We start from the raw sequence: 26,094 nt of genomic DNA, 5'->3' as shown, positions 1-26,094 counted from the left end.
AAACGTATTCGTAAAGATCTGCGAAGGCCAGAACACCATCTTTTTTGCGCCTGTAATCTAGCAGATCCAAGTTTGGAAAAAAGGAGAAAAAAAGGGGGCAGAAGGTCTGAAACGATTTTTTTTGTTCCTGCTTCTACTCCTCTACTTCTATTCTTGTCAGGTCATTGGACAGCTCGCTAGTGTGTTTAGATGAAAGGAGACTCCTCTATTCGTCCTCTTCCTTCTCCGCTGCGCTTGTCGACTTTTTCTTGGGTGCCTTCTCGTCTACATCATCCAGACCTCTCTCGTTGACGGTAAAGCGTGTATCGCTGTATGGATGGTACGGCGAGTCAATCATCTTGGCGACGCGGTCCGTGCCTGCCTTGCGTAGATAAACCCTATAGGTTGATGCGTGCCCTATGACGTTTCCACCTGCGGGCTTGGTCGGGTCGCCAAAGAATGTGTCCGGCGTCGACTGCACCTGGTTGGTGATGACGATCGCCACACCATACATCTCTGCAATCCTTGTGAGCTTGTGCATTACGCCGTTGAGCTTTTGCTGCCTATCAGCCAGCGTCCCGCGTCCGGCAAACTCTGCTCTGTGAAGAGAGATGATGCTGTCTACTATTACCAGCTTGGCCTTGAACTGCTCGATATACCTGCCAAGTTCCTTTACCAGGAGCTCGAGGTGAGAGCTGTTGTACAGCTTGCAGATTGCAATGTTCTGTAACGTCTCAGCCACGTCCAGTCCTCTTGCACGGGCTATCTGGTCGATGCGCTCCGGCCTGAATGTCCCTTCAGTATCCAGCCAAATGGTTTTTGAGCCCAGGCCTCCTAACTCGGGGGCTTGATTGGCCATGACGGCCAGCGTGTGGCATATCTGGGACTTGCCAGAGCCAAATTCGCCGTAGAATTCCGTAATTGCGTGAGTCTCCAGACCTCCAAGCAACAATTCGTCCAGCGCTTTAGAACCCGTGGAGCAACGCAGGATGGCCCTTCGCTTTTCAAGCTGGACATCCGCCGTCGTAAATTCACTATCAAGAACCTTGGAATCCTGCAAGAGTTTCTTTGCGGCTAGGATAAAGTTCGTCGCGCCTTCCTTTGTACTGCCAATTTCGGTCGAGAGCTCTTCAGCGCTCATTACCGCAAGCTGTACAACCGATCCAATGCCTGCCTCTCGCATTTTCCTTGCCGTCGTCGGACCCACGCCTTCCAAATCTTCAAGTTCAAGGTCAACTGCCGATGATACCTGCTTTGATTCTCCCATGAAATACAACCCGTTTCCTGTGCAATATAAGATAGGATATACCAAGAGGGGAGGGGGAGGGGCAGCTGTGGCTGCATGTCGAACCTGTGGAGGATGAGAGGATTTCTTGGAATGGGCCCACGTCTGGTGTGTCCCGGAAACAGAAGGTTTCACGACCTGAATGATACACTGCTAGAGAAAAAGAGTAAAGTACACAGCAATGATTACGGAGTCAGCGGCGCCATCCTTCCAAAATCAGTTATCGAAGAGCTAAAGAAGGAGATCCGAGAGGACACGCCCGATCCCAGAAAGTCAAGCCTGACGTGATCCTACATGGAAGAATAAGACTGGGACCATAACCATACGCTGGACGGTGTTTATCTATCGCGAAGGAATCGAATCTGGAGGTCCGCCCTCTTGGGTGCAATTCTAATTTTCTGATACCAGTATATCAAATGATGCGATTGAATTCGTTCGAGAGGGGTGTTAGCTAGAAAATGGCAAAGGAAAAGGAAGAAGACAATAATATCGCGCAAATTCACTTTTGATGAAAAGAATCGCATGGCAGTCAGAAAATTGCTTATCCTGTAAATGGTTTGCTCCTTCCGATCCCATAAATGCTGATATGCTGTCAAACGGAAAGTGTATACACCCGTCACTTCTGAAGTATATTGTTTACAGAAATATCACAAGAGCAGATTGACCAGATGCAGGAAAAGGCATTAGAGTCAGAAGAATCGCAGCAGAAGAAAGAATAGCAGTATCGGATCACTTGCTGTTCTTTGTGTGTGCGCGCGTATACTTTACCCGAGCTCGAAAGATATTTCATGCTCTGCTAGAAGAATTTCACACGCTCAAAAGTGCTAGCTGTAGATGGGTATTGTATCATTCGCGTCGGTTTGTTCAACAACAAGAGATGAAATGCCATTCGACGATAATGATACAGAACCCTATTCGAATTCACCTTGGTGTGCTGCTTTGACATGCCCTTTGAGGAAATCTGACAACGGTCCTTTGATTTCTTTAACATTCTGTTTAAACAATATCATTTCTGCTGCTGCAGCAGCCGCAGATGCTATTTCCTTTCCCTCCTTCCTGCAATAGATATTTCCTTTCCATCCTTCATCATCAAGCTTTGGAAAGACAGATCTGTAGTGGGCCCCTCTACTCTTTTGTCGCATCAACGCACTTCTAATTATATCCTCACAAGCAACTAGTGATGCTCTTGCATTGAAGGCAGACAAGCACTCCCTTTCTGACCTTCAGAAAATCAATAAGCAATACCGGCAAACCTGTGAAAAACACCTGCATAAAGCATAAGAGGTTAAATATTACCAAAGGTTCTCGCAGGCGATTGAAAAGAGTCAAGGTCTCGGTACAGCCAGTTCGGGGCGATATTCTAAGAAAGGCTCTTGACGATCTTGATTTATGGGGAGATCAATTTAGCAGAGCAATTACAAGGCTGCTTCAAGCAAAGGGCTTTGTTTTTGATGCAAAGCATTACTATTCGCTTTCTGAGATTAACAAAGTGCTAACAAGATTGCTAGGCAGAGAAAATTCGCGACATATTCTCACGGTAATCGAAATAGGCGTACAAGTACAATATTTTGCGTATTGCACGCCCTATTCTGAATGACCCAACGAAGCCAGTAATCATAAAATCCTGCTCTAACTTGATCTTGTCATTTCGCCATGGGGTACGCCAAATGTGCCTGATGTGGACCGCATACGGTGGTTCTGTAACTTTTCGGGTCACAGATAATGATGAAACAGTATTCGGTTCCGTTAAGTTATCTGTTGGTGTTGATGGAAATCTCGCAAGAAGCGTGACCACCCAAGGATTGAACAGTGTAAGAAATGCAAATCTTTCGTTATGGGTATATACGACTTCTCACATGTTGCGGGCCCTTTCGATTCATCTCTCACTACTTTCCCCTCATCATCTCAAAGATACCTCCACCGTATAGCCAGTGGGGTTTGGATTGGTCGGCTTTGTAGACATGATTACATCGTTGCCGTTCACGGTAACCTTTAGTAGCCAAGTACCAGTTGACAGGCCATTTGTTCCCCAGTTGAATATGTATTGGTTGCTTGTTGCATCATATCTGAACAGGTTTCCGGTTGTGGCGGCGCTAGTGGATAATGCTTCTGCATATGTTCCTTCGACGTTACCGCTGTATTTCATGATGGATATCTTGACGGTGGCGGTAGCGTCAGGGGTCAGCCCGTCATTTTGGAACAGCTGTAGCTTCACCGGCACTGTGCTCTTGAGCTTGAAGACGCTGCTTCCGTCCGCATTGACTGGCTGAAGTATCCCACTCCACTTTGTGGCAGTTACTGTGAATGTTGAAGTTGCGGTGTTGCCATGGGCGTCAGTAGCAGAACAAGTAACGGTGGTGGTTCCCAACGTGAATGTCGAGCCAGAACCTGGAGAGCAGCTCACCGTCACCGAGCCGTCAACGATATCTGCGGCTGTCGGGGCAGTGTACGTAACCGTAGTTCCAGACGACGAGCTTGTCGTCGTGAATACTGCCATGTTGGCATGAGAAGCTATTGTTGGAGCAGTAGTATCCCGTACTGTGATTGTGAAGGTGCCTGAGCCCGTGTTTTGATGAGCATCCGTAGCTGAGCAGGTTACTGTTGTGCTTCCTATCGGAAATGTCGAGCCTGAAGGTGGAGAGCAGCTCACTGCAACAGCGCCATCCACGATATCAGAAGCTGATGATGGTACCTGTCCTGCAAAGGAGACGGCTGCACCTGAGGAACTTGTTGCTTCAGCGATCAAGTTGGAAGGTACAGTTACGGTTGGCGCAGTGGTGTCCTGTACTGTCACCGTGAAGGACCCAGTGCCAGTATTACCGTGAGCATCCATAGCTGAGCAGGTAACAGTATTCGTCCCTAACGGGAATGTTGAGCCAGAGGCGGGCGTGCATACTACTACCGGAACTGCACCATCGACAATATCAGTTGCGGACTGGCCGGAATAAGTTACTGCCGCACCCAAGGGGCCTGTGGCTTCGGATGTCAAATCAGTTGGAACTGTTATCGCTGGCGCAGTGGTGTCTTGGACAGTCACTGTGAAATTGTCCGAGCCTGTGTTGCCATGGGCATCGGTTGCACTGCAGCTAACAGTCGTGGTCCCAAGCGGAAGGGATGCACCGCTAGTTTGGTCGCAGACCACAACGTCAGTGGCAAGGTCTACGATGTCAAATGACGATGTAGAGAAAGTAACTGGGGCACCTGACGGGCCCGTAGCCTCCAAAGTCAAACCGTTGGGAACTGTTACGGTGGGTGGTGTGGTGTCCTGGACCGTCACGGTGAATGTGGCAGAAGAATGGTTGTGGTGTGCGTCGGTTGCCTCGCACGTTACTGTAGTAGTCGTTAGCGGAAACGTCGAGCCAGAAGCTGCTGGCGTGCAGACTACAGCTACCGAGCCGTCTACTATGTCACTTGCAGATGCAGAGAAAGTCACTGGTGCACCCGCGGGGCTTGTTGCTTCTTCGGTAATGTCATTTGGAACAGTTATTGACGGGGCAGTGGTATCTACGACATCGACTACAAATGTTGATGTTGCAGTGTTGCTGTGCAAGTCAGCTGATGTGCAAGTGACAGTCGTGCTGCCAAGCGGGAACGTTGCTGTTCCTGACGCATAGTCGCATGAAACAGGGGTGGGCCCGTCTACTGCATCATTTCCAGATGCAGAGAAGATTGCCTTTGCACCATCTGGCCCACTAGCTTCAACTACAATGTGCGCCGGAGACACGAGCTCTGATACAGGAGTGCCGTTTCCATCCGAGATGTCGATTGTGGGAGCGGTGGTATCTACCACGTTAATTGTGAACGAATTTGAACCAGTGTTTCCATGTGAATCGGTTGCAGTGCATGATACAACCGTACTACCGATTGGGAAGGTAGCACCGGATGAATATGTACAGGATACTTGGATGGAACCGCCATCAACCACATCGTTTGCCGATGGAGAAGAGAACGATACGACCGCGCCAGACGGACCCGCTGCTTCAACGGTTTGATCGGCAGGCACCGTTACGGCCGGGGCGGTTGTATCCTGTACTGTCACCATAAATGAGTTCGACCCCGTGTTTCCATGGGAGTCGGTTGCAGTACAAGTTACAGAAGTTGTCCCCAATGCAAATGTCGAGCCGGAAGGCGGTACGCACGATACCGACAACGATGATGATATCGTTCCATCCACGGCATCGGTCGCGGACTGACCAGAATACGTTACAGCGGCACCTTCCGGACCGGCAGCCTCAACTGTCTGCGATGTCGGGACAGTTACCACCGGGGCAGTGGTGTCCTGCACCGTCACTGTAAACGACTTTGTTCCGGTGTTGCCGTGGGCGTCCGTAGCTGAGCATGTGACCAGAGTAGCACCCAATGAGAATGTCGAGCCAGAAGACTGAGAACAAGAAGGTATCAGGGCACCATCAACCGCGTCAGTGGCTGATGAAGCAAAGGTAGCTGTAGCCCCTGCAGCCGAAGTAGCTTCAAGTGTCATGTCGGCAGGGACCGTCACCTCTGGTTTTGTAGTGTCCTGTACTGTAACCGTGAACGAGCCTGAGGCACTCAATCCGCCACTGTCGGTTACCGAGCAATTTACTACGGTTGCTTGGCCTAGTGGAAATGTCGAGCCAGAGACGGGCGCGCAGTAAGGCATTGGGTCAGGGTTATCTTCTGCGTCAGTTGCTGTTACAGAGTATGATACAGGTGCACCAGAAGCACTTGTCGCCTCTGCCGTAATGTTTGGAGGCAAGGTTAGCGTGGGAGCGGTGTTAGCTGGCGCAAGAACGTGCAGCGTGAACGCCGCAGGACTTGTATTGTATGTCCCAACACCAGAGTCAGATACACTCACTGTAATTGCAAAGTTCCCCGCAGTCGAGCTAGAGGAGAACACAACATTTTGCGTGACGCCACACGCCGTGAAAATTAGAGAGCTCGGAGACCGTGTAACTCCTGCAGGAACGTTTATTGTTATTCTTGCAGGGGTCGAGTCTGCGGCATTACAACCTGTTTGGCCGTCACCGTTGTTCGCGTTAATTCTGTAACCTACGGTCGTTGAACCGCCAACAGTGATGGTGTCGGAGCCGGGGTTCGCTGCGACGTCGTTTTGCACATTATCAGCAAACGCATACTGACCGGTTGTCGCAAAGATCAGAACAGCGGCAATAGCAATAGCAGCCGCCGAGGACGTGGGACCCTGTCGTGGACTAAATGACAGCATATGTGCGAACAGGTAATGGTTTACACAGTATTTGTCCAGTAAGCTCCTTCTATGAGAATTTTATAGTTAATTTGTTCAGTGTCGACATACTTTCTACGTTATTCTATCCATATTTGGTTGGGCTTTGACATTATTAGGGGCCCCTTGTTAACTCTTCGTATCATGGACAACGACGAGATAGTATAGTTTTCGTGACCCGATAACTTGGCAATGCCACAAGAGGTTCTGTTAAGTTATCTGTTGGTGTTGATGGAAATCTCAAAAAATACGACCACCCAAAGATTGAACGATGCCTGCCATTATTCCTATCAAAAGTGTTTAAAGTTACAAGAATAATTGCAACATGAGAAGGTTGAACAAGTCTGGCGAAGAAAGTCTCCGACGCAGTAGTCGAGTCATTAATAGGAGCCGGGTTAAAGAGGATATATGGCGTCTCAGGCGATTCCCTGAATGGAATTATAGATTCTGTACGGGAGCGCGACAAGGACATTTCTTGGGTGCACGTCCGACATGAGGAAACCGCCGCGTTCGCGGCTGGATCCGAAGCTCATCTGACAGGAAACATTACTGCCTGTGCTGGCAGCTGCGGGCCGGGAAATATGCACTTGGTTAACGGACTGTATGATTGTTATCGCAGTAGAGTGCCGGTGCTAGCAATTGCGGCACATATACCAAGCACGGAGATAGGGAGCACATACTTTCAAGAGACGCACCCTGAACTTTTGTTCAATGAATGCAGTCACTACTGTGAGCTTGTCTCTCACGCAGACCAGATTCCTCGTGTTCTTGATATTGCAATGAGGACCGCCATTTCTCTCCGCGGAGTATCTGTCATTGTCCTTCCCGGGGATATCGCATTGCAGGAGTCAGTCTCTAACAGACCCCTCGTTTCCTTCGAGCGGCCCCAGCCAGTGGTCCGCCCGTCTAGCGAAGAAATTGCAAGGCTTGCAAGTGTTCTGAATGCGGCTCAGAATGTGACCATTCTTGGTGGTGCCGGCTGTGCCGGCGCGCATTCGGAACTAATCCAGGTCGCAGCCCTTCTTCAGGCTCCTATTGTCCACGCAATGCGCGGAAAGGAGTTCATCGAATATGATAACCCATACGATGTAGGCATGACTGGATTGCTCGGCTTTTCATCCGGATATCATGCGATGATGGACTCTGATCTGCTGCTCATGCTCGGCACCGACTTTCCGTATCAGCAATTCTACCCGCCTCGTGCCTACATAATTCAAGTGGACATTCGAGGGGAGCAAATAGGTAGACGAACAAAGGTCGATCTCGGGTTAGTCGGCGATGTCCGCGAAACTCTAATCGCACTGAAACCATTGCTCAATCAGAAGGCTGACAAAGGACATCTGAAGGCATCACTGGACCATTACATGAAATCCCGAAAGGATTTGGATTCTTACGCAGTAGGCGAGCCTGAACGAACTCCGATTCATCCTCAGTACGTTGCGAAAGTCATCAATGACATTGCAGCGCATGATGCAGTCTTCACCTGTGACGTTGGTACCCCAACGCTCTGGGCAGCACGGTATCTGCATATGAACGGGCGCCGGAGATTGCTGGGGTCCTTTTCACACGGCTCCATGGCAAATGCATTACCTCAGGCAATTGGAGCCCAAGAGGTTTTTCCAAGTCGCCAGGTAATTTGTCTGTCAGGTGATGGTGGGTTTTCGATGCTGATGGGTGACTTTCTTTCGTTAAAGCAACTAAATCTTCCTATAAAGGTAATCGTATTCAACAACGGATCTCTAAGTTTTGTCGAGCTAGAGATGAAGGCTGCTGGGCTATTGACTTATGGCACTAGTCTCGTAAATACCGATTTTTCGAAGCTAGCTGAAGCTGTGGGAATTATGGGACTTCGCGCAGAAAGACCCGAGCAGGTAAAGCCGATGCTGAGCCAAGCTCTAGAGCACAACGGTCCAGCATTAGTGGATGTAGTCGTGAACCGCCAAGAGTTACTTATCCCTCCAAGCATTAGTCTGGCTGAGGTAAGGGGTTTTACGCTCTACATGATAAAGGCGGTGCTGAACGGGCGTGGAGACGAAATAGTGGATCTAGCGAAGACAAACCTGTTCAGGTAGCACAACAAATCCATTAGCCCTAATTTGAGGTATCTTTTTTGATAGATTTGTAGTCGCGATATTTTGGAATCCAAAATCTTTGTTGCACCTGTCTGCGCAATTCTTCTTCGCTCTTTGTCTGAGCCACACCGTCCTGTTGAGCCTGGAGTCCAGCTACAACTGCAATAGAAATGGCTACATCTTTCATACTCTCAATTGGTGGGAGCAATTGCGTATCGGTGTTAACATTATCTGAAGCAATGCTGCCAAGAGCCTTAGATGCTGCTACCATCATCCCGTCGGTCACTCGCCTTGCGCCTGAAGCTATCACAGCAAGGCCTATCGCAGGAAAGATGTAAAAATTGTTGCACTGTGCTATTTTGAATGTCTTGCCTTTTAGTGAAACCGGAGGGAATTCTGTCCCGGTCGCTACAAGAGCACGACCATCTGTCCAACGTATGAGGTCTTCTGGGACAGCTTCTGCTCGATCATAGGGATTTGATAGGGGAAAAACAATGGGTCTTTCGACCTTCCTTGCCATTTCTTTGATAATTTGTTCAGTGAATCGATGCGGCTGGCTCGAAACGCCGATAAGGATTGTAGCTGAAATGTTCTCAATAACCTCCGCAAGCCCTACCTCTTCATTATTATTCGCTCTCCAGCTGGATACCAGTGCGAAAGACTGTGCAAATTTCTGTTGAACCGGTGTCAAGTTTATTCTATCTGTATGTAGCAGGCCCTTACTGTCCAGAAGAAAGAAATGCTTGCGAGCGTCCACTTCCCCCATTCCTTCTGACACCATGGCTGCCAGAATATACTCGGCAATCCCAGTTCCCGCACTTCCCGCGCCAAGAATTACGACCTTCTGATCTGAAAACTGCCTTTTTGTAATTTTTAGGGCCTTATACAACGCTCCTAATGTCACAGCAGCAGTGCCTTGGATATCATCATTGAACGTGCAGACGCTGTCACGATACCTGTCAAGGATTGGACGAGCGTGGGGTTTTGCAAAATCTTCCCACTGCAGCAAGACATGTGGAAGCTTTCGCTTTATGCAACTGACAAACTTGTCCACAAAATCCCAGTAAGGCTGCCCTGTTATTCTTTCGTGGCGCCAGCCTACGTATTCTGGGTCATGCAGGCGATCAGCATTATTTGTACCCACGTCAAGCAGAATTGGAAGGGTCCGCTGAGGGTCAATCCCTCCAACCAACGTATAGAGTGAAAGCTTGCCAATTGGAATTCCCATTCCACCGGCCCCCTGATCACCCACTCCCAGAATACGTTCACCATCTGTTACTACAATTACATCAACATCACGATATGGGCGGTTTTCTATCATATCATCCATCTTGTCCATCAATGGATAGGACAAAAACAGACCGCGAGGACGGCGATAAATGTGCGAGAAATTAATGCAACCCTGCGCAACGACTGGTGTATAGATGATGGGAGCCATTTCAGCGATATGACGGTAAAGTAAAGCGTAAAAGAGGGTCTCGTTCGTGTCCTGCAAAGCTCGCAAAAATATATGACGTTCCAGATCATCGTCCTTTCTTTTGTACGCCTCATATGCCCGCACACATTGTTGTTCTAAAGTCTCTATTACCGGAGGTAACAATCCGTGCAGTTCAAGACGAACTCGTTCCTCGTAAGTAAAGGCTGTGCCCTTATTTAGAACAGGGTTTGACAACAAATCTTTTCCCGATAATTCTGTTTCAATAACTGACTCGCCATCCTCATTCATTTAGTACAAGGATGCGTCACAAATGATATCAGCCTTATGGTTATTTTACTTTCATCATCTAAAAGCTAAAATCTTAGGCGTTGCATTGTATTCAATGATGAAGGATGCAGAAGAATTATGCGACAAACTTCTGAAATTAGATAATTCTATCAGATTCGTTGGGATTGCAAACCAAATGGGCAGGTTAGTTGCTACAAGGTATAGACAAGGGATGGAACCACTACTTACTAGTGAAGAAGTGTCGAGCAATGCCATAAAAGCGACTTTGAGAATGAAAACCCGAGAAGATTATGAATCCAACTTGGGAAGGACCATTTACACCTTTGCGTTGTATGAAAAGGTAAAGAGGGCATCTATTTTACTAAATGATAGCCGTTTTGCACTTTTGATGGTATCGTTTGACGTTACCGCAGATCACGAATCAATCATTTTGAGCAAGATACTCCCGATCATGAAACAGCATCGGCTTATTGCAGTGGCATAGCATTCGCCGGATAGTAGATTTTCTGAATGACTGCAAAATACGCACATCATATTCTTCATATCATTAAATGCATTTCTTCCTTTTTGATTCGATGATTGTATTGCATTAGCATCCACTGACTGACTGACCGACCGACAAGAAGAGCACAATCTGAATAAATGGAGTTCAAATGACCATTACGGCGTGAGTTTGAGGCCATAGTCATTTAGTGGATAATGGGATAAGAGATACCGCTCTGACCACATTTATCAATCTACGGCGCTTTTTGTAAATCTGTTTTTTCAGATTCGTTCGCCTGAGGAATGCCTTATATCATTCAAAAACAGGTATGATATATGACAAGGTACAATACGGCGTTTAGAAAAGTGGATTTACAAGAGCGCAAACCAGTCAGAGTCGATGTTGATGGTAAACCAATTGTTCTAGCCTTGGTATCGGGTAAGATTTATGCAATGGACGCAGTTTGCTCCCATGAAGGCGGTCCCTTAGAGGAAGGATCCATCGAAGAATATTCACTTATCTGTCCATGGCATCAGGGCATTTTTGACATACGAACAGCTAAAGCATCGCCTGAAACTGATTGGGTTACTGACCTGCGCTCTTATAGAGTTGAAGTCGAAGAGAAAAGCGGACTGATTTCGATAGATACAGATTCTGGCGCATCTCATTCCGATAGCGGGAGTAGCACACGCATCGCGCGACAAGAAAACGCAGTTGCAGCGGACGCTGTGCCGGCAAGACCGCTGAAATTCGAATTAAAGTTGCTAGAGAAGTTCTCGCAAAAAGGGACGGACATTATGTCATTTCGGTTCTCTCGTAGCGACAGCGAAAACTACCTAAATTACAAGGCAGGGCAGTATTCTATAGTCGATCTTGGTACAAGGGAAGATCCCGAGGGTCCGACGCGGTCTTTTACGATAGCCTCTTCTCCAACAGAAAAGGAAGGCATACTTATTAGTACAAGAATAAGAGATACTCCATTCAAGCAAAAGCTATCAAAGCTCGACGTAGGTGCCTCTGTCAAAATTACAGCTCCTGCAGGCAAATTTACTCTTCCTGAGGATAACTCATCGCCAGTAGTGCTGCTGACAGGGGGTATCGGAGTGACTCCCTTTAGAAGTATGATAAAGTATGCTACGGATAAGCAATTAGCACTAAAGATAACGATGTTTGATTCTAATCGGAACCGTGCAAATGTCCTGTACAAAGATGAATTTGATAGATGGGCAAATCTCAACAAGAATTTGAAGATCATCTATACAATCACCGGAGAGCAGGAACAACCCGAGACTCCTCAGTCACTAACGACACCTGAATGGATCGGCGAAAAGGGGATGATAAACAAAGCTATGTTGGCAAGGCATCTGAGCAGTGACGAACTGAAGAATTCGATATTTTATACATGTGGCCCCCCTGCAATGTTGAACGCCATGCGAGAGCTATTGTCAGAGGAAATCGGAGTATCCGGCGACAGGATCAGGACAGAGGCATTTACTGGCTATTAGACTAAAATCTCTGAGATTCTCACTGGAATGGAATCAGATTAGCTTGGGTCTTAGTTTCTGTCGTCTGCTTTTCCTTTTTCTTTTTCCGCTATGACTTTCTCAGCATCTTCTTCTCCTTGTTTTATCAGATTCTTTATAGTAGCAAGGGAAAAATCCGCATCTTCAAAAAGGAAAGGCACATTTTCACTCCTTTCAATTTTCGTTATTTCATCAATTATTGCGCCTCTTGCATCAGCTAACTTGTGATAATCGGGCTCTATCTTGGTGAATCTTTCGTGCAGTTCTTTATCGAGCGGAGCATTGCTTAAGATATCGTGCATTTCTCTTAGCAATAATAGGTATCCTGAGATCGCCTTCGATAGTCTCACATTGCTATCAGTCTTGTCCGTGTGCATAATATCTCTGGCTCTGTGCCAGATGTCAAACATATTTTCCGGCAATTCCTCCTGGACATGTGGAAATAGATTTACAATGTACACTTTTTTGTCGCGCTTTGGCGATGCTTCAATCACTTCCCTGAGCGGAGTGTTACTAAGCAGTGCTCCATCCCAAAGGAACTGACCATCTTTCTCAGTCCAACCTATACCATAAAAGGGATAACTGGCACATGCTACTATGTGATCAGCATCAATATTTGTCGTCATGCTATCGAACAATACTGCTTTACTGTTCTTGATGTTGGTGGCTGTAACTATAAGTCTAGGAACATTGTTGCTGTTCAATTTTGAAAAATCAACATATCTTTCCAAGGTTCTTTTCAGGATGGCAAGGTCGTACATATACGGCGGCCGTATGGATGTAAAATAGCCTACAGGAGTGTAGTTTAGGCTTGGTGCCATGTACCAGGCAGGAAAAAACATCTTGGCATTACCGTACAGAGCAGCATACCATAAAGACATGACCGCTCTTAGGTTATCTGGAATAATAGAGCCAGTTACTCTTTCAGCCACGTCCAACCAAAAATCCTCTAGATCTCTTTCCGGATTGTCATTCTTTGAGCCTGCCACTATTGCTGCATTGACGGCTCCTATCGATGTTCCCGCGACTATGTCAAACTTTATACCACGTTTGGATAGCGCCTTATACACTCCACATTCATACGCACCTAATGAGCCCCCGCCCTGCATGACGAGAACCGTCTCGGATTGCAGTTTTTGCACATGCCTTATTTTTAATTCACGTAGTGACATTACGTAGGGGGTACATTGCGAAGTTGATTATTAAGAGTACCTAAAACGCAGCCTTGATGCGTATCTGCCGGTATTCTTGAAGTGGCTTTCATCCTTTTGCTAGGCTACCTCTTCCTATATCGTGTAACTAGAGTGTGTCAATAGATGTTGGTAATGCTCTCAAATTCTGATCATTGCATACAGGGCAGATGGCATTAGCGAAATCGCTGCGCCATCTATTATTAGGCTTGATTACTGATACACACCAGAAACAGTTGCCACATAGTAAGAAATACGTATACCCTTTTGTTTTTGTTAAACTTTTTTTGGTAATGGTAATCTTGGATTGCATTTTATTCATCCGCCTTGCTATATCCGAGCCCTCCTCACTGAACTATGCTTCGTGTGCATGCGGCGGCGGAGCACTGCTCTTTGCCAATGCCTCGTTAAACGTTCCTGCCGCTTTTTCATGGTATTCGAGGTTTGCCTGGTCCACCTTGATTGCCTGCGTAGGACACACGGACACACAGGCCATGCACCAGATACAGTCATGCTCCCTAATTGGGTCAGACTTGTCGGTGTAGTCCTTTCGGCCTTCACGGTTATGATCCTCTCCAGAACCTGCACTTGTTCCATTCTGCAGCTCTGTCCCCGGTACATCTTGCTCTGTTCTGTACCACTGATAAACCTGGACAGGGCATACCTCTATGCACGCACCATCTGCGATGCAAGAGTCCCAATCGAGCGCGACCATCGTGCCATGCACGCCGAGTGGAACGAGCTGCTCTCCTCTGGCCTCGTAGGCTTTTTTCACCTCTTCGTTTTCTGCGGCCTCTGCAGTTCTCCCCGGCCCCCATACGAAATGGAAGTGTTGACCATCTGAATGGCTATGTTTGCCTATCACCTGTTGATTTTTAGGAAATTCTGGATCTATTGGCATAGTCTGTACGTTAGACGAATAAGCCTTAAAGAGTTACAACCACTATGCAACCGATTGCAAATTAATGATAGTAGTTGCTTGCTCCTCTGTGTACAGATTTCATGGATCATCGACTTCAGGATAGGTAATCTTATTTCCATCTACTTTTGCGAACCATGTTAGTGCATGAGGTTTGCTTGTGTTCTCACTCATGATATCTTCCACACGAATGTTGCGTATCACTAGAGCGTCTCCAATGAGTGACCTGTGACATCGCCAAGGGACGGCTTCCGCGCACATAATGACCGTTTGTTTCTCTGCAGAAATTTTGATGAGTAGTTCTATGCTATTCTTAAATTCTGATGTTTGCATATAATCGGCAAAACCGCGAAATGATGAATTTCTCCAAGCAGTATTGACTGATGCTTTGGTTGTATGTCGCAGACCTCCTAACCCCTCCAGATGGATGTATCCGATGTCATTTTTGAGTAAATTTGCCCTTAGTTCCTCCTCATTAAACTGAGGATTGTGGCGGGATCTAGGAATTGTTCGGACGTCAACAACCGCTTGAATCTTATATGCTCGAAGTATTTTAATGAATTCATTAATTGTACGAGTGGAGTGACCTATGGTATAGACGATGGCTCCAGTTTTCATATAATTCCTCTCATCTGCAACTTATTTAGCAACAAATGGAAATAGACAAGCCCTTCATACGGGTGCCATCGTGATGTCAACTTTTTGACCTCTGCATAGTCTGGCTTTTTATCGAGGCGAAATAATTGCTCAAGATTATTCTGAGCACCAATGTCGTCACCCGGAAATGTATCTATTCTGCCAAAGCCTCGCAAGAGCGCATATTCTGCAGACCATCGTCCTATGCCGCGTATCGATGATATATACTTGATAATTTGCTCGTTGGTCATCTTCGAGAGATTATTCAGCTGAATTTCATTATCTACCACAGCCATCGCTAGTTCTTTTATTGCCCTTGCCTTCTGGCGACTAAACCCTAATTTTCTCATCTCTTGCTCTGAAACATCCGCCAAATCCTCCGGTCTTGGAAAAGCATGCAGGAGAGTCCCATCAACATCATCTTCAAATTCTAACCCGAACTTTACAGATAAGCGATTAAGCATCAAAATTGCCAGGTCAAGTGTTACCTGTTGACATGCAATTGCATTTATGAGTGTCTCAAAGATGTTAGGGAAGCAAGGCGGCTTAACTCCCAAGAATTGTTGACCAAGCGAAATAAGTACGGCGTCCTCGTTGTTTCTTGCCAGTGTATACAAAGGAGTCAAATCCCGATCAAGGCCAAGCATTTTTTGAACGAGTACTTGAGCATCTTTTTGTGCGCGAACTGGGGTCATTGCCCTCTTCTTACTTTGCAAGGTAATGGCAATTTTTGGATCATTGGTGGTGCCTTCCTGTCTGACAGCTATCTTTACGGGTTCATTATTGAAAGTAAGTATCCGTACATACTTGGTTCCATCCCATCGGTCAACAATGTTCGTATCTCTTCTTCGAAGAGCCCACACGGTAAAATCGAGTCGAAATGGGGCTACAGCGGAGAGAGCAATCGAATCTACCATTAATGATGCATATCTATACACGTCAAATTTGTTTATATTCATGATTGGCAGAGATTGTGTCCATGCTTGGGCTCCGCAATACATCGCTCCAGAGGGCCGATTTACACGAGAGCAATCCCATTAGAGTTGTTGTGATGTTGTTGTTGATGGTGGAAAGCAGTCCTTCAGATCATGGCAGATTGGACGGTATATGCTAGCATACTTTGTGTCAGCATTAAAGACTGTCTTTAGAAGACTGTTCCATTAAAAAGTATTCTTAATCCCACTTGACAGCAAAAGGTATTCTTGACAATGCATTTGATTGCAAAAGAACTGTAACCCTTTAAAGAATTGGTTACCCAGTTTACAATGTGTCGCGATGAAAGCTGCGAGAATTGTCCATGTGAAGGAACCATTGCAAATACAACAGCTTGAAACACCAAAGTCCAAGGGCGTAGAGGTTCTGGTTCGAATTATTTCTTCAGGAGTTTGTCATAGCGATATCCATCTGTGGGAAGGAGGCTATGAGGGAATTGAAGGTCAATTCATGAAGACTACCGATAGAGGAGTAAAATATCCTCTGACTCCAGGTCATGAAATTGCTGGAGTAGTCGAAGCCACGGGCGAAGGCGTTGAGGGCCTTAGTCGAGGAGACCGGGTAATTGTATTTCCCTGGATCGGCGATGGAACTTGCCCCGCGTGCAGAGCAGGAGAAGAAAATCTCTGCGATAAACCTCGGTCTCTTGGTGTCTATACTGAAGGCGGCTACGCAGAATACGTGCTGGTTCCCAGCTACAAGTATTTGATAAAAATAGATGATAAGCTGGATGTCGATGTAGCAGCAATATTGTCCTGCTCCGCGCTAACGGCATATACTGCAGTAAAGAATGCATCATTAAGACCAGACGAGGACGTCGTCATAGTTGGCGTCGGCGGACTGGGTTTGATGGCCATCCAAGTAATAAAATCCCTCACGGGTGCCCGCGTAATTGCGATGGATATAGACGACGAAAAACTGCAGGTTGCAAAAAGTAACGGTGCAGACTTCGTTATTAACTCCAAGAAAGACGATCCCGTAAAAGGCGTAATGGAGTTGACAAACAAACTGGGTGCAGATTCGGTTATTGACTTTGTCAATGCTTCCAAGACGGTAGAAACAGACATGCAGATATTGAGAAGAAGAGCCAAAGTAGTACTCGTAGGACTCTATGGGGGCGAATTAAAGCTAAATCTGGTTTCAATGCCGACTAGAGCGTACAGGCTGATTGGCTCATATACTGGAAATCTAAGGGACTTAGCAGAACTGGTATCTCTGACTGAAAGAGGGGTCATCAAGCCCATTGTTTCCCATAAATTCAAACTTGAGCAAGCAACAGAGGCGCTGACGATGTTGAAGGAAGGCAAAATAACCGGAAGGGGCGTTCTCAAGCCTTGACATCCATTTCCCGATATTTGATGCAACCAAGGTCAGTTGAGTAGTAATAATGATGAACAACAAGATAAAGACCGTCAATCCCTCGACGGGACAAGTCATCAAAGAATATGATATGATGACAGAAGAACAAATCCTAGCGGCGGTCAAGAAAGCGAAAGAGACATTTGGCGAATGGAAAAACAATAAGAAGGGAGGTCAAAACAAGAGGGCGGATTTTCTTCACAACTTTGCTTCTCAGTTAAGAAAGAACAAGGAAGAGCTTGCGAAAGTTGCAACGAGCGAGATGGGCAAGGCGATTAAAGAATCCCGTTCGGAAGTGGAAAAATGCGCGATGACAATGGACTATTATGCGGACAATGGCAGCATCTTTGTCGGCGATGAGCTGATCAATACGAATGCAAGGAAGAGTTTCATAACATTTGAACCTCTGGGCGTTATTGGAAGCATAATGCCGTGGAATTTTCCTTATTGGCAGGCATTGAGGTTTGCAGCTCCTTCACTCATGGTTGGCAATACCGTTGTGTTAAAACCTGCAAGTGCCACTATGCAGTGTGGTATAGAGATTGAAAATACATTCAGGGAGGCGGGGCTGCCTGATGGAGTCTTTCAGACGCTGGTTGGCGATTCGTCCATCGCAAACACACTCATAGATTCGAATGTGAGTGCAGTCACTTTTACCGGAAGCGTGTCTGCAGGTGCCAAGGTCGCGCAAAGGGCAACGTCACAGATAAAAAAGTGCGTGCTTGAACTAGGGGGTAGCGACCCCTTCATCGTCTGCGAAGATGCAGATATAGAAAAGGCATCAAGCGGTGCTGTCAAGGGAAGATTTATCAATTGTGGACAAAGCTGCATTGCGTCAAAGCGGTTCATTGTAACAAAGAAAGCGGCAAACGAGTTCATAGAGCAATTTATCCAGAAAACAGAGAAACTTGTCGTAGGCGATCCTCTTATAGATAGCACGGACATGGGTCCCCTTGTAAACGAAAGTGCGCTAAACAACATCGAATCCTTAGTTCAGGATGCTGTCAAAAACGGCGCAAAAGTACTGACGGGAGGCGAACGGTTGGCACATGGTAGCTACAAAGGCTATTTCTACAAACCCACCATACTGGAGAACATTTCGCCAAAAATGCGCGTTGCGCGAGAAGAGGTCTTTGGTCCTGTTGCGCCCATAACTATTGCCGAAGATGAAATGGAAGCAATTAAGATTGCAAATGATTCAGAGTATGGTCTTGGCGCAAGCATATGGACTGCAGATCTTGACAAGGCAGATAAACTCTCAAGAGAAATCGAAGCAGGCATGGTGACTGTAAATAATACTGTGGCTTCTGACCCTCGAATCCCATTTGGCGGGATAAAGAAAAGTGGGTTTGGCAGGGAGCTTTCCCGGTATGGGATGCTAGAATTTGTAAACATCAAGTCCGTGCGCTTCTATGATCAGCTGGATAGTCATCATCATGTCGAGTGAGATAGATGAATAGCCTGCGCGCAGAATCAAAGTAGCAAACAATCGTTACTGTCTTTCTTTGTGCAGGGAAAATTCCATGTCGAGACATTTGTTTCATGGATCGGAGACAAGGAAGAGCTCTGGCTGCGAAATTGTGCATTACACACAGCGGACAATGACGCCCGCCTATTCATTCATCAAAATAGGCAGAGAGGCAGGGCGATCGGCAGAACTCGCTGCTATCGCTAACTCATTATTGATGTTTCAATGTCGAGCAAAATTTATTGCTCTTCTTCAGCTAACTTTTCTATTGGTTCGCCAGTCGGCAAAGGCGCATTTCTGTCAACTCTATACTTCAGTATTTCAGGAAAATCTGGCCTGACTATGACGTTTCTGCCTGCCGCGACAATCTCAGATTTTGGAATGTCAAACCGATAGTCAAAGTGGCCAAATACTACTATCTTATTATCCGTTTCCTTTACAACATGTCCGACGTGGTCTGCATTATTTGTCCTTACTCCCTTATTGAACAGCGATTTTGGATACTCTCTTTCGTATGAGGCAAGGTCTACGTTTTCTGGCCTTGTCCACGGATCTTTTGTTGCCTTTCCAGTCGGGAGTGGCTCTTCCCTGCTGACTTTGTACTTTTTTGCGATTTCATACATCGGCAGGTCAATTAGCACGTTGCCACTAGTAAACTTAATTTCTGACTTTGGAATATCATATCTGTCGTCACCGCCTCCAAATACTACTATCTTATCATCCGTCTCTCTTACAACATGTCCGACGTGAGGCGAATCGAGAGCCTTTACTCCTTTGTTAAAGTATTGACCGGATGTCATTTATGATATAATACGGAAAGACAGTATTTAATGCTGCTTGCTATTTAACCAGAATTATTTTAGTGCTATCTACTGAAACTAACAACACCACGCCAGAAGTCAAACCTTCTTATTGGAAATTTTGCTTCCCTGCGATTTGTAACTGTGATTCCTGTGCATAGATTTATCAATAGTTTATCTCGGACGAATTGTAACAGTTCCTGCTTTCATACCTCTTTCCAAGAAGCAGCGAGAATCCTGTTGTTAAATAGCACTTTGCTGAAGATGTCTTGATTCACAAAAAATGCCGGATCACGCTAAAAAAGAATCAAACTACTCCTGTGATGTCTTAGTTCTAGGTGGCGGGTCTGCAGGTCTTCGAGCTGCAATTGCAGCTCATGATGCCAGTGCCAATGTCCTCATAGTTAGTAAAAGTAAGAGGGGTGATCCTCATACAACACTTGCAAGGGGCGGTATCAATGCAGCGCTTGGCACTATGGATCCGCAAGATAACTGGATGGTACATGCAAGCGATACCTTGAGGGAGGGTGAATTCGTTGCTGACTATGAAAAAGTTGAGGTACTTTGCAAAAGTGCACCCGGTGCTATAATGGAACTAGTAAATTGGGGTGCTAGGTTTCATAGGGAAAAAGACGGTAGGCTGACACAGCGGTTTTTCGGAGCCCACACGTATAGAAGAACTGTATTTTACGGAGATTGGACTGGTCAGGAAATAATTCGGGTGTTGATGGAGCAGGTAAATCAACGGAAAATAAAGATGATAGACAATGTTTACATCACGAAATTATTAAGGGTAAAATCAGACAATAATGATGATGATCACGGCGATGATGATGGGCGTGTATGTGGGGCACTTGGCGTAGATATCGCAAATAAAGAATTTGTAAGATTTGAATGCAAGTCCTTAATCCTTGCGGCCGGTGGATACACACGAGTCTACCCTGTGAGTAGTTCTAGGCTTTTTGAAAACTATGGAGAAGGTGTCGCTTTGGCATACGAAGCAGGTGCAGATTTAGTAGATATGGAGATGGTGCAGTTCCATCCTACTGGAATGGTTTGGCCAGAAAAAGCATTGGGCATGCTGGCCACAGAAGCAATACGCGGTGAAGGAGGCATTCTGTTAAATTCAAAAGGCGAGAGGTTTATGAAGAATTACGAGCCTGAAAGAATGGAGCTGGCACCACGAGACGTAGTGGCTCGTGCTAATTATAATGAAATAATTTCTGGAAGAGGTACGGAGCATGGTGGAGTTTGGCTAGACATAACCCATCTACGAAAGGAAGTAATTCAAGACAGGCTTCCCACCATGTATCAACAGTTCCTAGAACTGGATGGAATTGATATATCTAAAGAGAAAATGGAGGTTGCACCTACTGCACATTATTCTATGGGTGGAGTCGTGGCAGACATAAAGTGTAGAACAAGGATTACAGGTTTATTTGCTGTTGGAGAAGTAATAAGCCAGATTCATGGCGCTAATCGTTTAGGTGGAAATAGCCTGCTGGACACAATGGTTTTTGGAAACATTGCTGGTGAAGAAGCAGCAAAATTGGCAAAGCAACAAGAAGAAGTGGGAGAGGATAATGATGCAAAGAAAACTGATGACGATAATTATCATGATGGAGGAGTCTTTGTAGTTAAGGAACCAATTAAATTTCGTAACGAAATACAGGAGCTAATGAAAGAGAATGCAGGAATAATAAGAGAGGAGACAAGACTTCAAAATGGATTAAAAGGTATTTTGGAATTAAAGAACAAGTTTTATTCCAAAGACAATATTATCGAAGTATCCAAAGTTGATGACAATAATTCTGAAAATATTGTTATAACTTTGCAGGTAAAAGCATCGCTGGTTGCTTGTGAAGCCATAATTAGAAGTGCCTTGATGCGACAAGAGAGTAGAGGGGCCCATTACCGATCTGACTTTCCAAAGCTTGATGATGAGAGATGGAACGTAAATATCTATTGCAAGAAGGAAGGAAAGGGAATAGCAACTGCGACTGGAGCGGAAATGGTATTGTTTAAACAGAATGTTAAAGGAATCAAAGGACCGTTGTCAGATTTCCTCAAAGAACATGTCAAAGCAGCGCACCAACGCGAATTTGAATAGCACTAATAACAGAGCTAATACTCATTTTCATGGCCGTCATTTAATCTTTTTGCGAACTAAAAATGTTATGGACTTTTTGTAGAAAACAAAGAGAAGAACTTTCTCTTTATGAGAAGCGCGACACATAGTGAATAGTCGTTTATATCATGAATACGACCGGCACATATGTCAACCAGTAGCAGCAGTACTAGCCTTCAAAATACGAAATGGCAGAGCTGCATAAATGCATGCATGCGCTGTGCAGAAGCATGTGAGTTCTGTGCCACTTCAGACCTGCGGGAATCGGACGTAAAGATGATGGCTCCTTGTGCACAGATCAATAGAGAGTGCGCTACCGTCTGCTGGACTTCTGCGTCGCTTATGTCTATGGACAGTCAGTTTGCAAAGCAATTTTGCGATCTGTGCGCAAGCGTCTGCGATGCGTGCGCCGAGGAATGTGAAAGACACAATGTCGACCACTGCAAAATGTGCGCGGAGCAGTGCCGCAAATGCGCGGATGAATGCCGAAAGATGGGAAGATAGGAAAATAACGATTCTATGGAATTCCAACTTGTGATCAGGCTCTCTCTCCATCTAATCGTCCAGGCCATCGGAATGTCTAGAAGATATATTTCCGGACAAAAAGTACTAGGATACAATTATCTTTGGTAACACTGTTCTCAAAACGAAATACATCCTGAGAAAGTCCTGCACCTCTTTTCTAATGTGTAACTCTCGATTGCGTGAGAGTCTTCGCTGTAATACCACGTTGCAGTATTCTTCCTTGCCAAACTGGCTTTTCCCAGAAAGCGTTGATAGCCTTTGAAAGAGCCACTTGAATAACGCGAGGACGTGCTGGAGGTCAATCATTGAGCAGTGTCAAAACCTTGGACCTTTCAGTCTGCAGTACTGGCTTACCTTGTTAAGTAAACGACACTGTAAACGCATTGCCAAGGTGTTGACGGCGTTCGTACTTTCGAGAGTTTGAAAGCGCTGAGGCGGGGAAAAGGCGTCTGGTGGTCAAACACAATGTTGGCCCCAGACGGGCGATTTTTTCAAAGACGTATATCGAGAGGCTAATCAATAATGTAGGATATCCCGCCAAGGTCGAGTCTGTAGATAGTACGCTAAAAGATCGTCTCAAGAGCGCATACTGACCGACGATAAGTTGACAGTACAGCAAAGCCGGTATTTTAGAAGATCTGGAATTTACCAGAAAAGTCTGGCTGTAGGTCTGGGGTAAGATCCCATTCGTCTCTATTAATTTTATACAGACCAGTGTTACCCATTTTTTATATCTTCAACATTTTGATGTCATTTCCATGCAACAGTTGATTGAGACCAGACCTATAGAGCACAAGAAGTACCGGCTGCCGTATGAATGCGAACTCTGTTCAAAAGAAGCAACCACAGAAGTATATCTGGAGAGAGATAATTGTATACACCTACGACGGTGTTGTGATCAATGTTTGTCTAGTCCAGAATTATGAGCCGCACTATTCAAGTCAGAAAAGTCTGGTTGTAGTACTACAATGCGTATTGATAATATTGTCTAAGGAAAGATTCAACCCAAAATGCAGATTGAAAAGAGACCGGTGGAGCAAAAAGACAACAGGCTGCCGTATTCATGTGATCTCTGTTCAGAAGACGCCACGGTTGAATACTTGATCGAGGTACAGAATTGTCTTGCTCGCCGCAGGTTTTGTGATAGTTGTCTGCCTAGTGTGGAATTATAGCTGGATAGTGTTATAACCTCCTCTACTATCGCTTACGCCTATGCTTAATCCATTATCAAAAAAAATTCAACCGGCCGATCGTCAATCTTCTTCATTCTTTTCCTTTTTCTCTTTGTTTACTGTCGCATAGCCTATTCTTTCTGCATCTTCGGCTGATTTTCCTCGTTCCCGCTCGGATTCTGCAACGTGTTTTGCTTGCCGGTCTTCTTTCTCTGTGAAACGATGACCTTTTGTTTTTGGCATAAAAGCCTCTACTGTAATTTCACTCCGATTTTATTAACGAGTTTTTGTGCAATGGAAAAATTAGAAATGAGCTAGAAGAGAAGACAAGACAAGTGGAAGGTCAGGGGTGACTGGCACAAATTGCAAGCCCCTACCTGCAAGCCAGCCCAAGCCTGACCCCAAGATTGAATTTGGCAATCTCACCTCTAACTGCACACATTTAAGGTAAGAGGGTAGGAAAATTGAGACAGTCGCAATAGTGAATCTAAACATTTGTAGCCCTAAGCTTTGATGGCGTAACAAGGTTAATCGAGCAATAAATAGTCCATACATACACGCTGCTTTTCAAGGGAAAAAGAAAGATAATTCTTATGAATTTCAACCTTTGTAATATTTTTCAGACTTCTGCCAGATATGTTCATAGTTAATACCAATACTCTATATTTGATATAGAGCCCAGATGTACATTGCATAATTTTTGCAAAACTCTTTAATCTTTTTTAATTGCAAGTTTCAAGCGAGCAAAAATATGAAAGTTGAAAAAAGACAAACTGCAATGCTCGCAGCCATGGTGACTGTCGCACTTTTGAGCGCAATAGCAGTTCGTGGACTGGCAACACCCGGTGACAACATTTCTGCAGCCGCACAAAAGCAGCCTGCGATTAAACTACAACCTAGTTCAGGCGCTCCCGGGACCCACATTACCGTTACTGGTACTGACTTTAGCGCCAAAAGCCCTTTGAGCGTCAGCGTTGACAACAAAGATCTAAAGGCAAAGCACCGAGTAACTACAAAGGACGATGGTAGCTTTACACTTACTCTAAAGATTCCAAAGAACGAAACAGAAGGCAAACATCAGATAAAGGTTAGCGACGACAAAGGCAAGAGTGCGACAGCAGACTTTACTGTTGTTAAGAAAAGTAGCTTAGCCACCAAGACCACCTAAAATAGGTGGTCAAGCACTCACCATTTTTTTTATTATGGTTTGCATAATAGCGACGACTGTCTACTCCCATGTCGGCATATGATAACAGGGACGGGACCCTTAAACAATTTGTGCCTTCAACCTGTCACTTTTGCTCAAAGCCAGCAACCAACGATGTACTGTTCAATACCCAAGAATTTACCGTCAAGCAGAGATACTGCGATGAATGTCTGCCCAAGGTTGAATTTGATACGCATCTAAAGAGCGACGATTATCGGCAAGAAGCAATTTGCTGAGAAGGCTTCTAGTCCCCATAGCAGATTCGAATGCATTAGGTATGCCCGCATCTATCCTATGAAAAGTATGAGGTCAGGGGTGGCTGACGCAAATTGCGCAAGTCTTTACCTGCTGCAAGCCAGCCCAAGCCTGACCCCGTTAACCGTGTTGTTAAGGCGCCACACGGGTTTTTGTAACGGTAACCTTTTCAGAATAATAAAATAAAAAAGTTAGGCGTACATTGAGGCAAGATTGTTGCATTGTAAACTAGAGTCGTAAATAAAATGAAAACGCATATTTCGTCATATATGGCGGAAGAGGAAGAATTACTTACATGCAACGAATGCATATGTCTGGAATGCGGCCATAATTACTCGGCAACTTGTATTTGGAAGGAGTGCAAGTGTTGTTCGCACGAAGAAATTCAACATTAACCGAAGACTTTGCTATGCATATCCATCTTGCTTCTTTGCAATGAGATAAAGCATTCCTTTCAATAATTCTCTCGCCTGATCGTCGTCCATAAAATTCAGAAATTCTGGATCAACTCCTAGTTGGATTAGCTTGTGCCTGTCGTATTTGGAATCGTCATTCTCTGTGACAACTTTTGCCGCACTCATTTCTACAAAAGAGAAGGGTTCAAAGACTAATATTTGTTGGAGCTAGTTGTTCACCAATTTTGGATTTTATTTTCCTAATTCCTCTTTTCTAATTCCTCTTCGGCTTCTTTCATTATCTTTATCGTTTCAACCCTTAACGCTTCGGTTAGTGCGTCAAGTGGATCTTTGCCAGAGATTTCAAACGCTTTGGCATGCCTAGAGTCGTTGGCAGGAGTCTTCTCTTCTCGTTCGTTCATACAATACACATGAATACGCAACTAAAAAGGAAAGTAGGTGCTAAGACAGCGATACAGAGGAAAATGGAGCTTTTGCATTTTCTATTTTAATAGAAACCTCGTTTTCCTATTTCCATTTGCGACATTGTTATCCGAAGGATAAAGGCATTCCTAAGCCGTGCTGACTCAGAGAGGACTCTTGCAGGTGAGCTGAATTGGGCGAGCGGCTTTTTCGCTTTAGTGTTAGACAATCAACGAGATGTTCTTGTCCAATACTAAGAACTATGGACTAAAAGATTCCGAACCTAAAAAGGGACGGGCCCAGAGGGACTACAACTTAGAAAAAAAGGGTTCTA

At 45.4% G+C, this 26,094-nt stretch carries 22 protein-coding genes; 10 read left to right on the top strand and 12 right to left on the bottom strand.

The features are described 5' to 3' along the window. Positions 1-205 precede the first annotated feature (205 nt). Positions 206-1,246, bottom strand: a complete 1,041-nt coding sequence (gene radA / locus ACYOR7_RS09985) for a DNA repair and recombination protein RadA (RefSeq protein ID WP_479913798.1) — start codon at positions 1,244-1,246, stop codon at positions 206-208. Positions 1,247-1,321: 75 nt separating this feature from the next. On the opposite strand from radA, the gene ACYOR7_RS09980 reads away from it, so the two are divergent. Continuing rightward, the gene (locus ACYOR7_RS09980; RefSeq protein WP_479913797.1) at positions 1,322-1,552 is read left to right on the top strand and encodes a hypothetical protein; all 231 of its coding nucleotides are present in this window, start codon (positions 1,322-1,324) and stop codon (positions 1,550-1,552) included. A gap of 623 nt (positions 1,553-2,175) precedes the next feature. Here ACYOR7_RS09980 and ACYOR7_RS09975 read toward each other — a convergent pair. Beyond that, positions 2,176-2,469 carry a hypothetical protein gene (locus ACYOR7_RS09975; RefSeq protein WP_479913796.1) on the bottom strand — a complete coding sequence of 98 codons (294 nt, stop codon included), beginning with the start codon at positions 2,467-2,469 and terminating at the stop codon, positions 2,176-2,178. Positions 2,470-2,579: 110 nt separating this feature from the next. On the opposite strand from ACYOR7_RS09975, the gene ACYOR7_RS09970 reads away from it, so the two are divergent. Further along, positions 2,580-2,861 (top strand): hypothetical protein, encoded by a 282-nt coding sequence (locus tag ACYOR7_RS09970; RefSeq protein WP_479913795.1) that lies wholly within the window; start codon positions 2,580-2,582, stop codon positions 2,859-2,861. A 303-nt stretch (positions 2,862-3,164) separates the two neighbouring features. Here the strand turns inward: ACYOR7_RS09970 and ACYOR7_RS09965 are convergent, their stop codons facing one another. Then, positions 3,165-6,359: an HYR domain-containing protein gene (locus ACYOR7_RS09965; protein WP_479913794.1), complete on the bottom strand. Its 3,195-nt coding sequence runs from the start codon at positions 6,357-6,359 to the stop codon at positions 3,165-3,167. A gap of 470 nt (positions 6,360-6,829) precedes the next feature. Here ACYOR7_RS09965 and poxB point away from each other — a divergent pair, with 470 nt between their 5' ends. Next, complete coding sequence (gene poxB / locus ACYOR7_RS09960; RefSeq protein ID WP_479914467.1) at positions 6,830-8,557, top strand: ubiquinone-dependent pyruvate dehydrogenase; 1,728 nt, start codon at positions 6,830-6,832, stop codon at positions 8,555-8,557. Positions 8,558-8,576: 19 nt separating this feature from the next. Here the strand turns inward: poxB and ACYOR7_RS09955 are convergent, their stop codons facing one another. Next, positions 8,577-10,283 carry an NAD-dependent malic enzyme gene (locus ACYOR7_RS09955; protein ID WP_479913793.1) on the bottom strand — a complete coding sequence of 569 codons (1,707 nt, stop codon included), beginning with the start codon at positions 10,281-10,283 and terminating at the stop codon, positions 8,577-8,579. Positions 10,284-10,377: 94 nt separating this feature from the next. Between ACYOR7_RS09955 and ACYOR7_RS09950 the strand changes: the two genes are divergently transcribed. Both ACYOR7_RS09950 and ACYOR7_RS09945 read left to right on the top strand, forming a co-directional pair. Next, the gene (locus ACYOR7_RS09950) at positions 10,378-10,767 is read left to right on the top strand and encodes a hypothetical protein (protein WP_479913792.1); all 390 of its coding nucleotides are present in this window, start codon (positions 10,378-10,380) and stop codon (positions 10,765-10,767) included. 335 nt (positions 10,768-11,102) lie between these two features. Then, positions 11,103-12,272, top strand: coding sequence for a Rieske 2Fe-2S domain-containing protein (locus tag ACYOR7_RS09945; protein ID WP_479913791.1), 1,170 nt, complete (start codon positions 11,103-11,105; stop codon positions 12,270-12,272). A 50-nt stretch (positions 12,273-12,322) separates the two neighbouring features. On the opposite strand, the gene ACYOR7_RS09940 is transcribed toward ACYOR7_RS09945, so the two are convergent. The 4 genes from ACYOR7_RS09940 to ACYOR7_RS09925 all read right to left on the bottom strand — a co-directional run bounded on the left by ACYOR7_RS09940 (position 12,323) and on the right by ACYOR7_RS09925 (position 15,952). Further along, positions 12,323-13,462 (bottom strand): patatin-like phospholipase family protein, encoded by a 1,140-nt coding sequence (locus ACYOR7_RS09940; RefSeq protein WP_479913790.1) that lies wholly within the window; start codon positions 13,460-13,462, stop codon positions 12,323-12,325. A gap of 373 nt (positions 13,463-13,835) precedes the next feature. After that, complete coding sequence (locus ACYOR7_RS09935) at positions 13,836-14,381, bottom strand: 4Fe-4S dicluster domain-containing protein (RefSeq protein WP_479913789.1); 546 nt, start codon at positions 14,379-14,381, stop codon at positions 13,836-13,838. Positions 14,382-14,480: 99 nt separating this feature from the next. Continuing rightward, on the bottom strand, positions 14,481-15,017 hold the full coding sequence (locus tag ACYOR7_RS09930) for a DUF488 domain-containing protein (protein ID WP_479913788.1): 537 nt from the start codon (positions 15,015-15,017) through the stop codon (positions 14,481-14,483). Further along, complete coding sequence (locus ACYOR7_RS09925; RefSeq protein ID WP_479913787.1) at positions 15,014-15,952, bottom strand: DNA-3-methyladenine glycosylase family protein; 939 nt, start codon at positions 15,950-15,952, stop codon at positions 15,014-15,016. Before ACYOR7_RS09925 ends, ACYOR7_RS09930 begins: the two co-directional genes overlap by 4 nt. A 358-nt stretch (positions 15,953-16,310) precedes the next feature. Between ACYOR7_RS09925 and ACYOR7_RS09920 the strand changes: the two genes are divergently transcribed. Both ACYOR7_RS09920 and ACYOR7_RS09915 read left to right on the top strand, forming a co-directional pair. Continuing rightward, positions 16,311-17,366 carry an alcohol dehydrogenase gene (locus tag ACYOR7_RS09920; protein WP_479913786.1) on the top strand — a complete coding sequence of 352 codons (1,056 nt, stop codon included), beginning with the start codon at positions 16,311-16,313 and terminating at the stop codon, positions 17,364-17,366. Between the two features lie 49 nt (positions 17,367-17,415). Beyond that, positions 17,416-18,834, top strand: a complete 1,419-nt coding sequence (locus tag ACYOR7_RS09915) for an NAD-dependent succinate-semialdehyde dehydrogenase (protein WP_479913785.1) — start codon at positions 17,416-17,418, stop codon at positions 18,832-18,834. A 260-nt stretch (positions 18,835-19,094) separates the two neighbouring features. On the opposite strand, the gene ACYOR7_RS09910 is transcribed toward ACYOR7_RS09915, so the two are convergent. Continuing rightward, the gene (locus ACYOR7_RS09910) at positions 19,095-19,655 is read right to left on the bottom strand and encodes a hypothetical protein (RefSeq protein WP_479913784.1); all 561 of its coding nucleotides are present in this window, start codon (positions 19,653-19,655) and stop codon (positions 19,095-19,097) included. Between the two features lie 283 nt (positions 19,656-19,938). On the opposite strand from ACYOR7_RS09910, the gene ACYOR7_RS09905 reads away from it, so the two are divergent. Together ACYOR7_RS09905 and ACYOR7_RS09900 are read left to right on the top strand one after the other, a co-directional pair. Beyond that, positions 19,939-21,765, top strand: a complete 1,827-nt coding sequence (locus tag ACYOR7_RS09905; RefSeq protein ID WP_479913783.1) for an FAD-binding protein — start codon at positions 19,939-19,941, stop codon at positions 21,763-21,765. A 165-nt stretch (positions 21,766-21,930) separates the two neighbouring features. Continuing rightward, complete coding sequence (locus ACYOR7_RS09900) at positions 21,931-22,287, top strand: four-helix bundle copper-binding protein (RefSeq protein ID WP_479913782.1); 357 nt, start codon at positions 21,931-21,933, stop codon at positions 22,285-22,287. 1,274 nt (positions 22,288-23,561) lie between these two features. Here ACYOR7_RS09900 and ACYOR7_RS09895 read toward each other — a convergent pair. Then, complete coding sequence (locus ACYOR7_RS09895; RefSeq protein WP_479913781.1) at positions 23,562-23,723, bottom strand: hypothetical protein; 162 nt, start codon at positions 23,721-23,723, stop codon at positions 23,562-23,564. A gap of 508 nt (positions 23,724-24,231) precedes the next feature. On the opposite strand from ACYOR7_RS09895, the gene ACYOR7_RS09890 reads away from it, so the two are divergent. Continuing rightward, positions 24,232-24,648 carry an IPT/TIG domain-containing protein gene (locus ACYOR7_RS09890; protein ID WP_479913780.1) on the top strand — a complete coding sequence of 139 codons (417 nt, stop codon included), beginning with the start codon at positions 24,232-24,234 and terminating at the stop codon, positions 24,646-24,648. A 701-nt stretch (positions 24,649-25,349) separates the two neighbouring features. Here ACYOR7_RS09890 and ACYOR7_RS09885 read toward each other — a convergent pair. Continuing rightward, on the bottom strand, positions 25,350-25,523 hold the full coding sequence (locus tag ACYOR7_RS09885; RefSeq protein WP_479913779.1) for a hypothetical protein: 174 nt from the start codon (positions 25,521-25,523) through the stop codon (positions 25,350-25,352). 74 nt (positions 25,524-25,597) lie between these two features. Beyond that, on the bottom strand, positions 25,598-25,759 hold the full coding sequence (locus ACYOR7_RS09880; protein WP_479913778.1) for a hypothetical protein: 162 nt from the start codon (positions 25,757-25,759) through the stop codon (positions 25,598-25,600). Positions 25,760-26,094 lie beyond the last annotated feature (335 nt).

The organism is Candidatus Nitrososphaera sp. 86-2, from assembly GCF_056726185.1.
The sequence above is the reverse complement of the archived record's forward strand: the minus strand, read 5'-3'. Positions and strand labels throughout refer to the sequence as shown.

Excerpts from the sequence above, each read along its gene's own strand:
- ACYOR7_RS09955 (WP_479913793.1), bottom strand. The coding sequence starts at position 10,283 with ATGAATGAGGATGGCGAGTCAGTTATTGAAACAGAATTATCGGGAAAA.
- ACYOR7_RS09890 (WP_479913780.1), top strand. The coding sequence starts at position 24,232 with ATGAAAGTTGAAAAAAGACAAACTGCAATGCTCGCAGCCATGGTGACT.
- ACYOR7_RS09910 (WP_479913784.1), bottom strand. The coding sequence starts at position 19,655 with ATGACATCCGGTCAATACTTTAACAAAGGAGTAAAGGCTCTCGATTCG.
- radA (WP_479913798.1), bottom strand. The coding sequence starts at position 1,246 with ATGGGAGAATCAAAGCAGGTATCATCGGCAGTTGACCTTGAACTTGAA.
- ACYOR7_RS09915 (WP_479913785.1), top strand. The coding sequence starts at position 17,416 with ATGATGAACAACAAGATAAAGACCGTCAATCCCTCGACGGGACAAGTC.
- ACYOR7_RS09980 (WP_479913797.1), top strand. The coding sequence starts at position 1,322 with ATGTCGAACCTGTGGAGGATGAGAGGATTTCTTGGAATGGGCCCACGT.
- ACYOR7_RS09895 (WP_479913781.1), bottom strand. The coding sequence starts at position 23,723 with ATGCCAAAAACAAAAGGTCATCGTTTCACAGAGAAAGAAGACCGGCAA.
- ACYOR7_RS09935 (WP_479913789.1), bottom strand. The coding sequence starts at position 14,381 with ATGCCAATAGATCCAGAATTTCCTAAAAATCAACAGGTGATAGGCAAA.
- ACYOR7_RS09900 (WP_479913782.1), top strand. The coding sequence starts at position 21,931 with ATGTCAACCAGTAGCAGCAGTACTAGCCTTCAAAATACGAAATGGCAG.
- ACYOR7_RS09945 (WP_479913791.1), top strand. The coding sequence starts at position 11,103 with ATGACAAGGTACAATACGGCGTTTAGAAAAGTGGATTTACAAGAGCGC.
- ACYOR7_RS09950 (WP_479913792.1), top strand. The coding sequence starts at position 10,378 with ATGATGAAGGATGCAGAAGAATTATGCGACAAACTTCTGAAATTAGAT.
- ACYOR7_RS09930 (WP_479913788.1), bottom strand. The coding sequence starts at position 15,017 with ATGAAAACTGGAGCCATCGTCTATACCATAGGTCACTCCACTCGTACA.
- ACYOR7_RS09880 (WP_479913778.1), bottom strand. The coding sequence starts at position 25,759 with ATGAACGAACGAGAAGAGAAGACTCCTGCCAACGACTCTAGGCATGCC.
- ACYOR7_RS09920 (WP_479913786.1), top strand. The coding sequence starts at position 16,311 with ATGAAAGCTGCGAGAATTGTCCATGTGAAGGAACCATTGCAAATACAA.
- ACYOR7_RS09885 (WP_479913779.1), bottom strand. The coding sequence starts at position 25,523 with ATGAGTGCGGCAAAAGTTGTCACAGAGAATGACGATTCCAAATACGAC.
- ACYOR7_RS09940 (WP_479913790.1), bottom strand. The coding sequence starts at position 13,462 with ATGTCACTACGTGAATTAAAAATAAGGCATGTGCAAAAACTGCAATCC.
- ACYOR7_RS09905 (WP_479913783.1), top strand. The coding sequence starts at position 19,939 with ATGCCGGATCACGCTAAAAAAGAATCAAACTACTCCTGTGATGTCTTA.
- ACYOR7_RS09925 (WP_479913787.1), bottom strand. The coding sequence starts at position 15,952 with ATGGTAGATTCGATTGCTCTCTCCGCTGTAGCCCCATTTCGACTCGAT.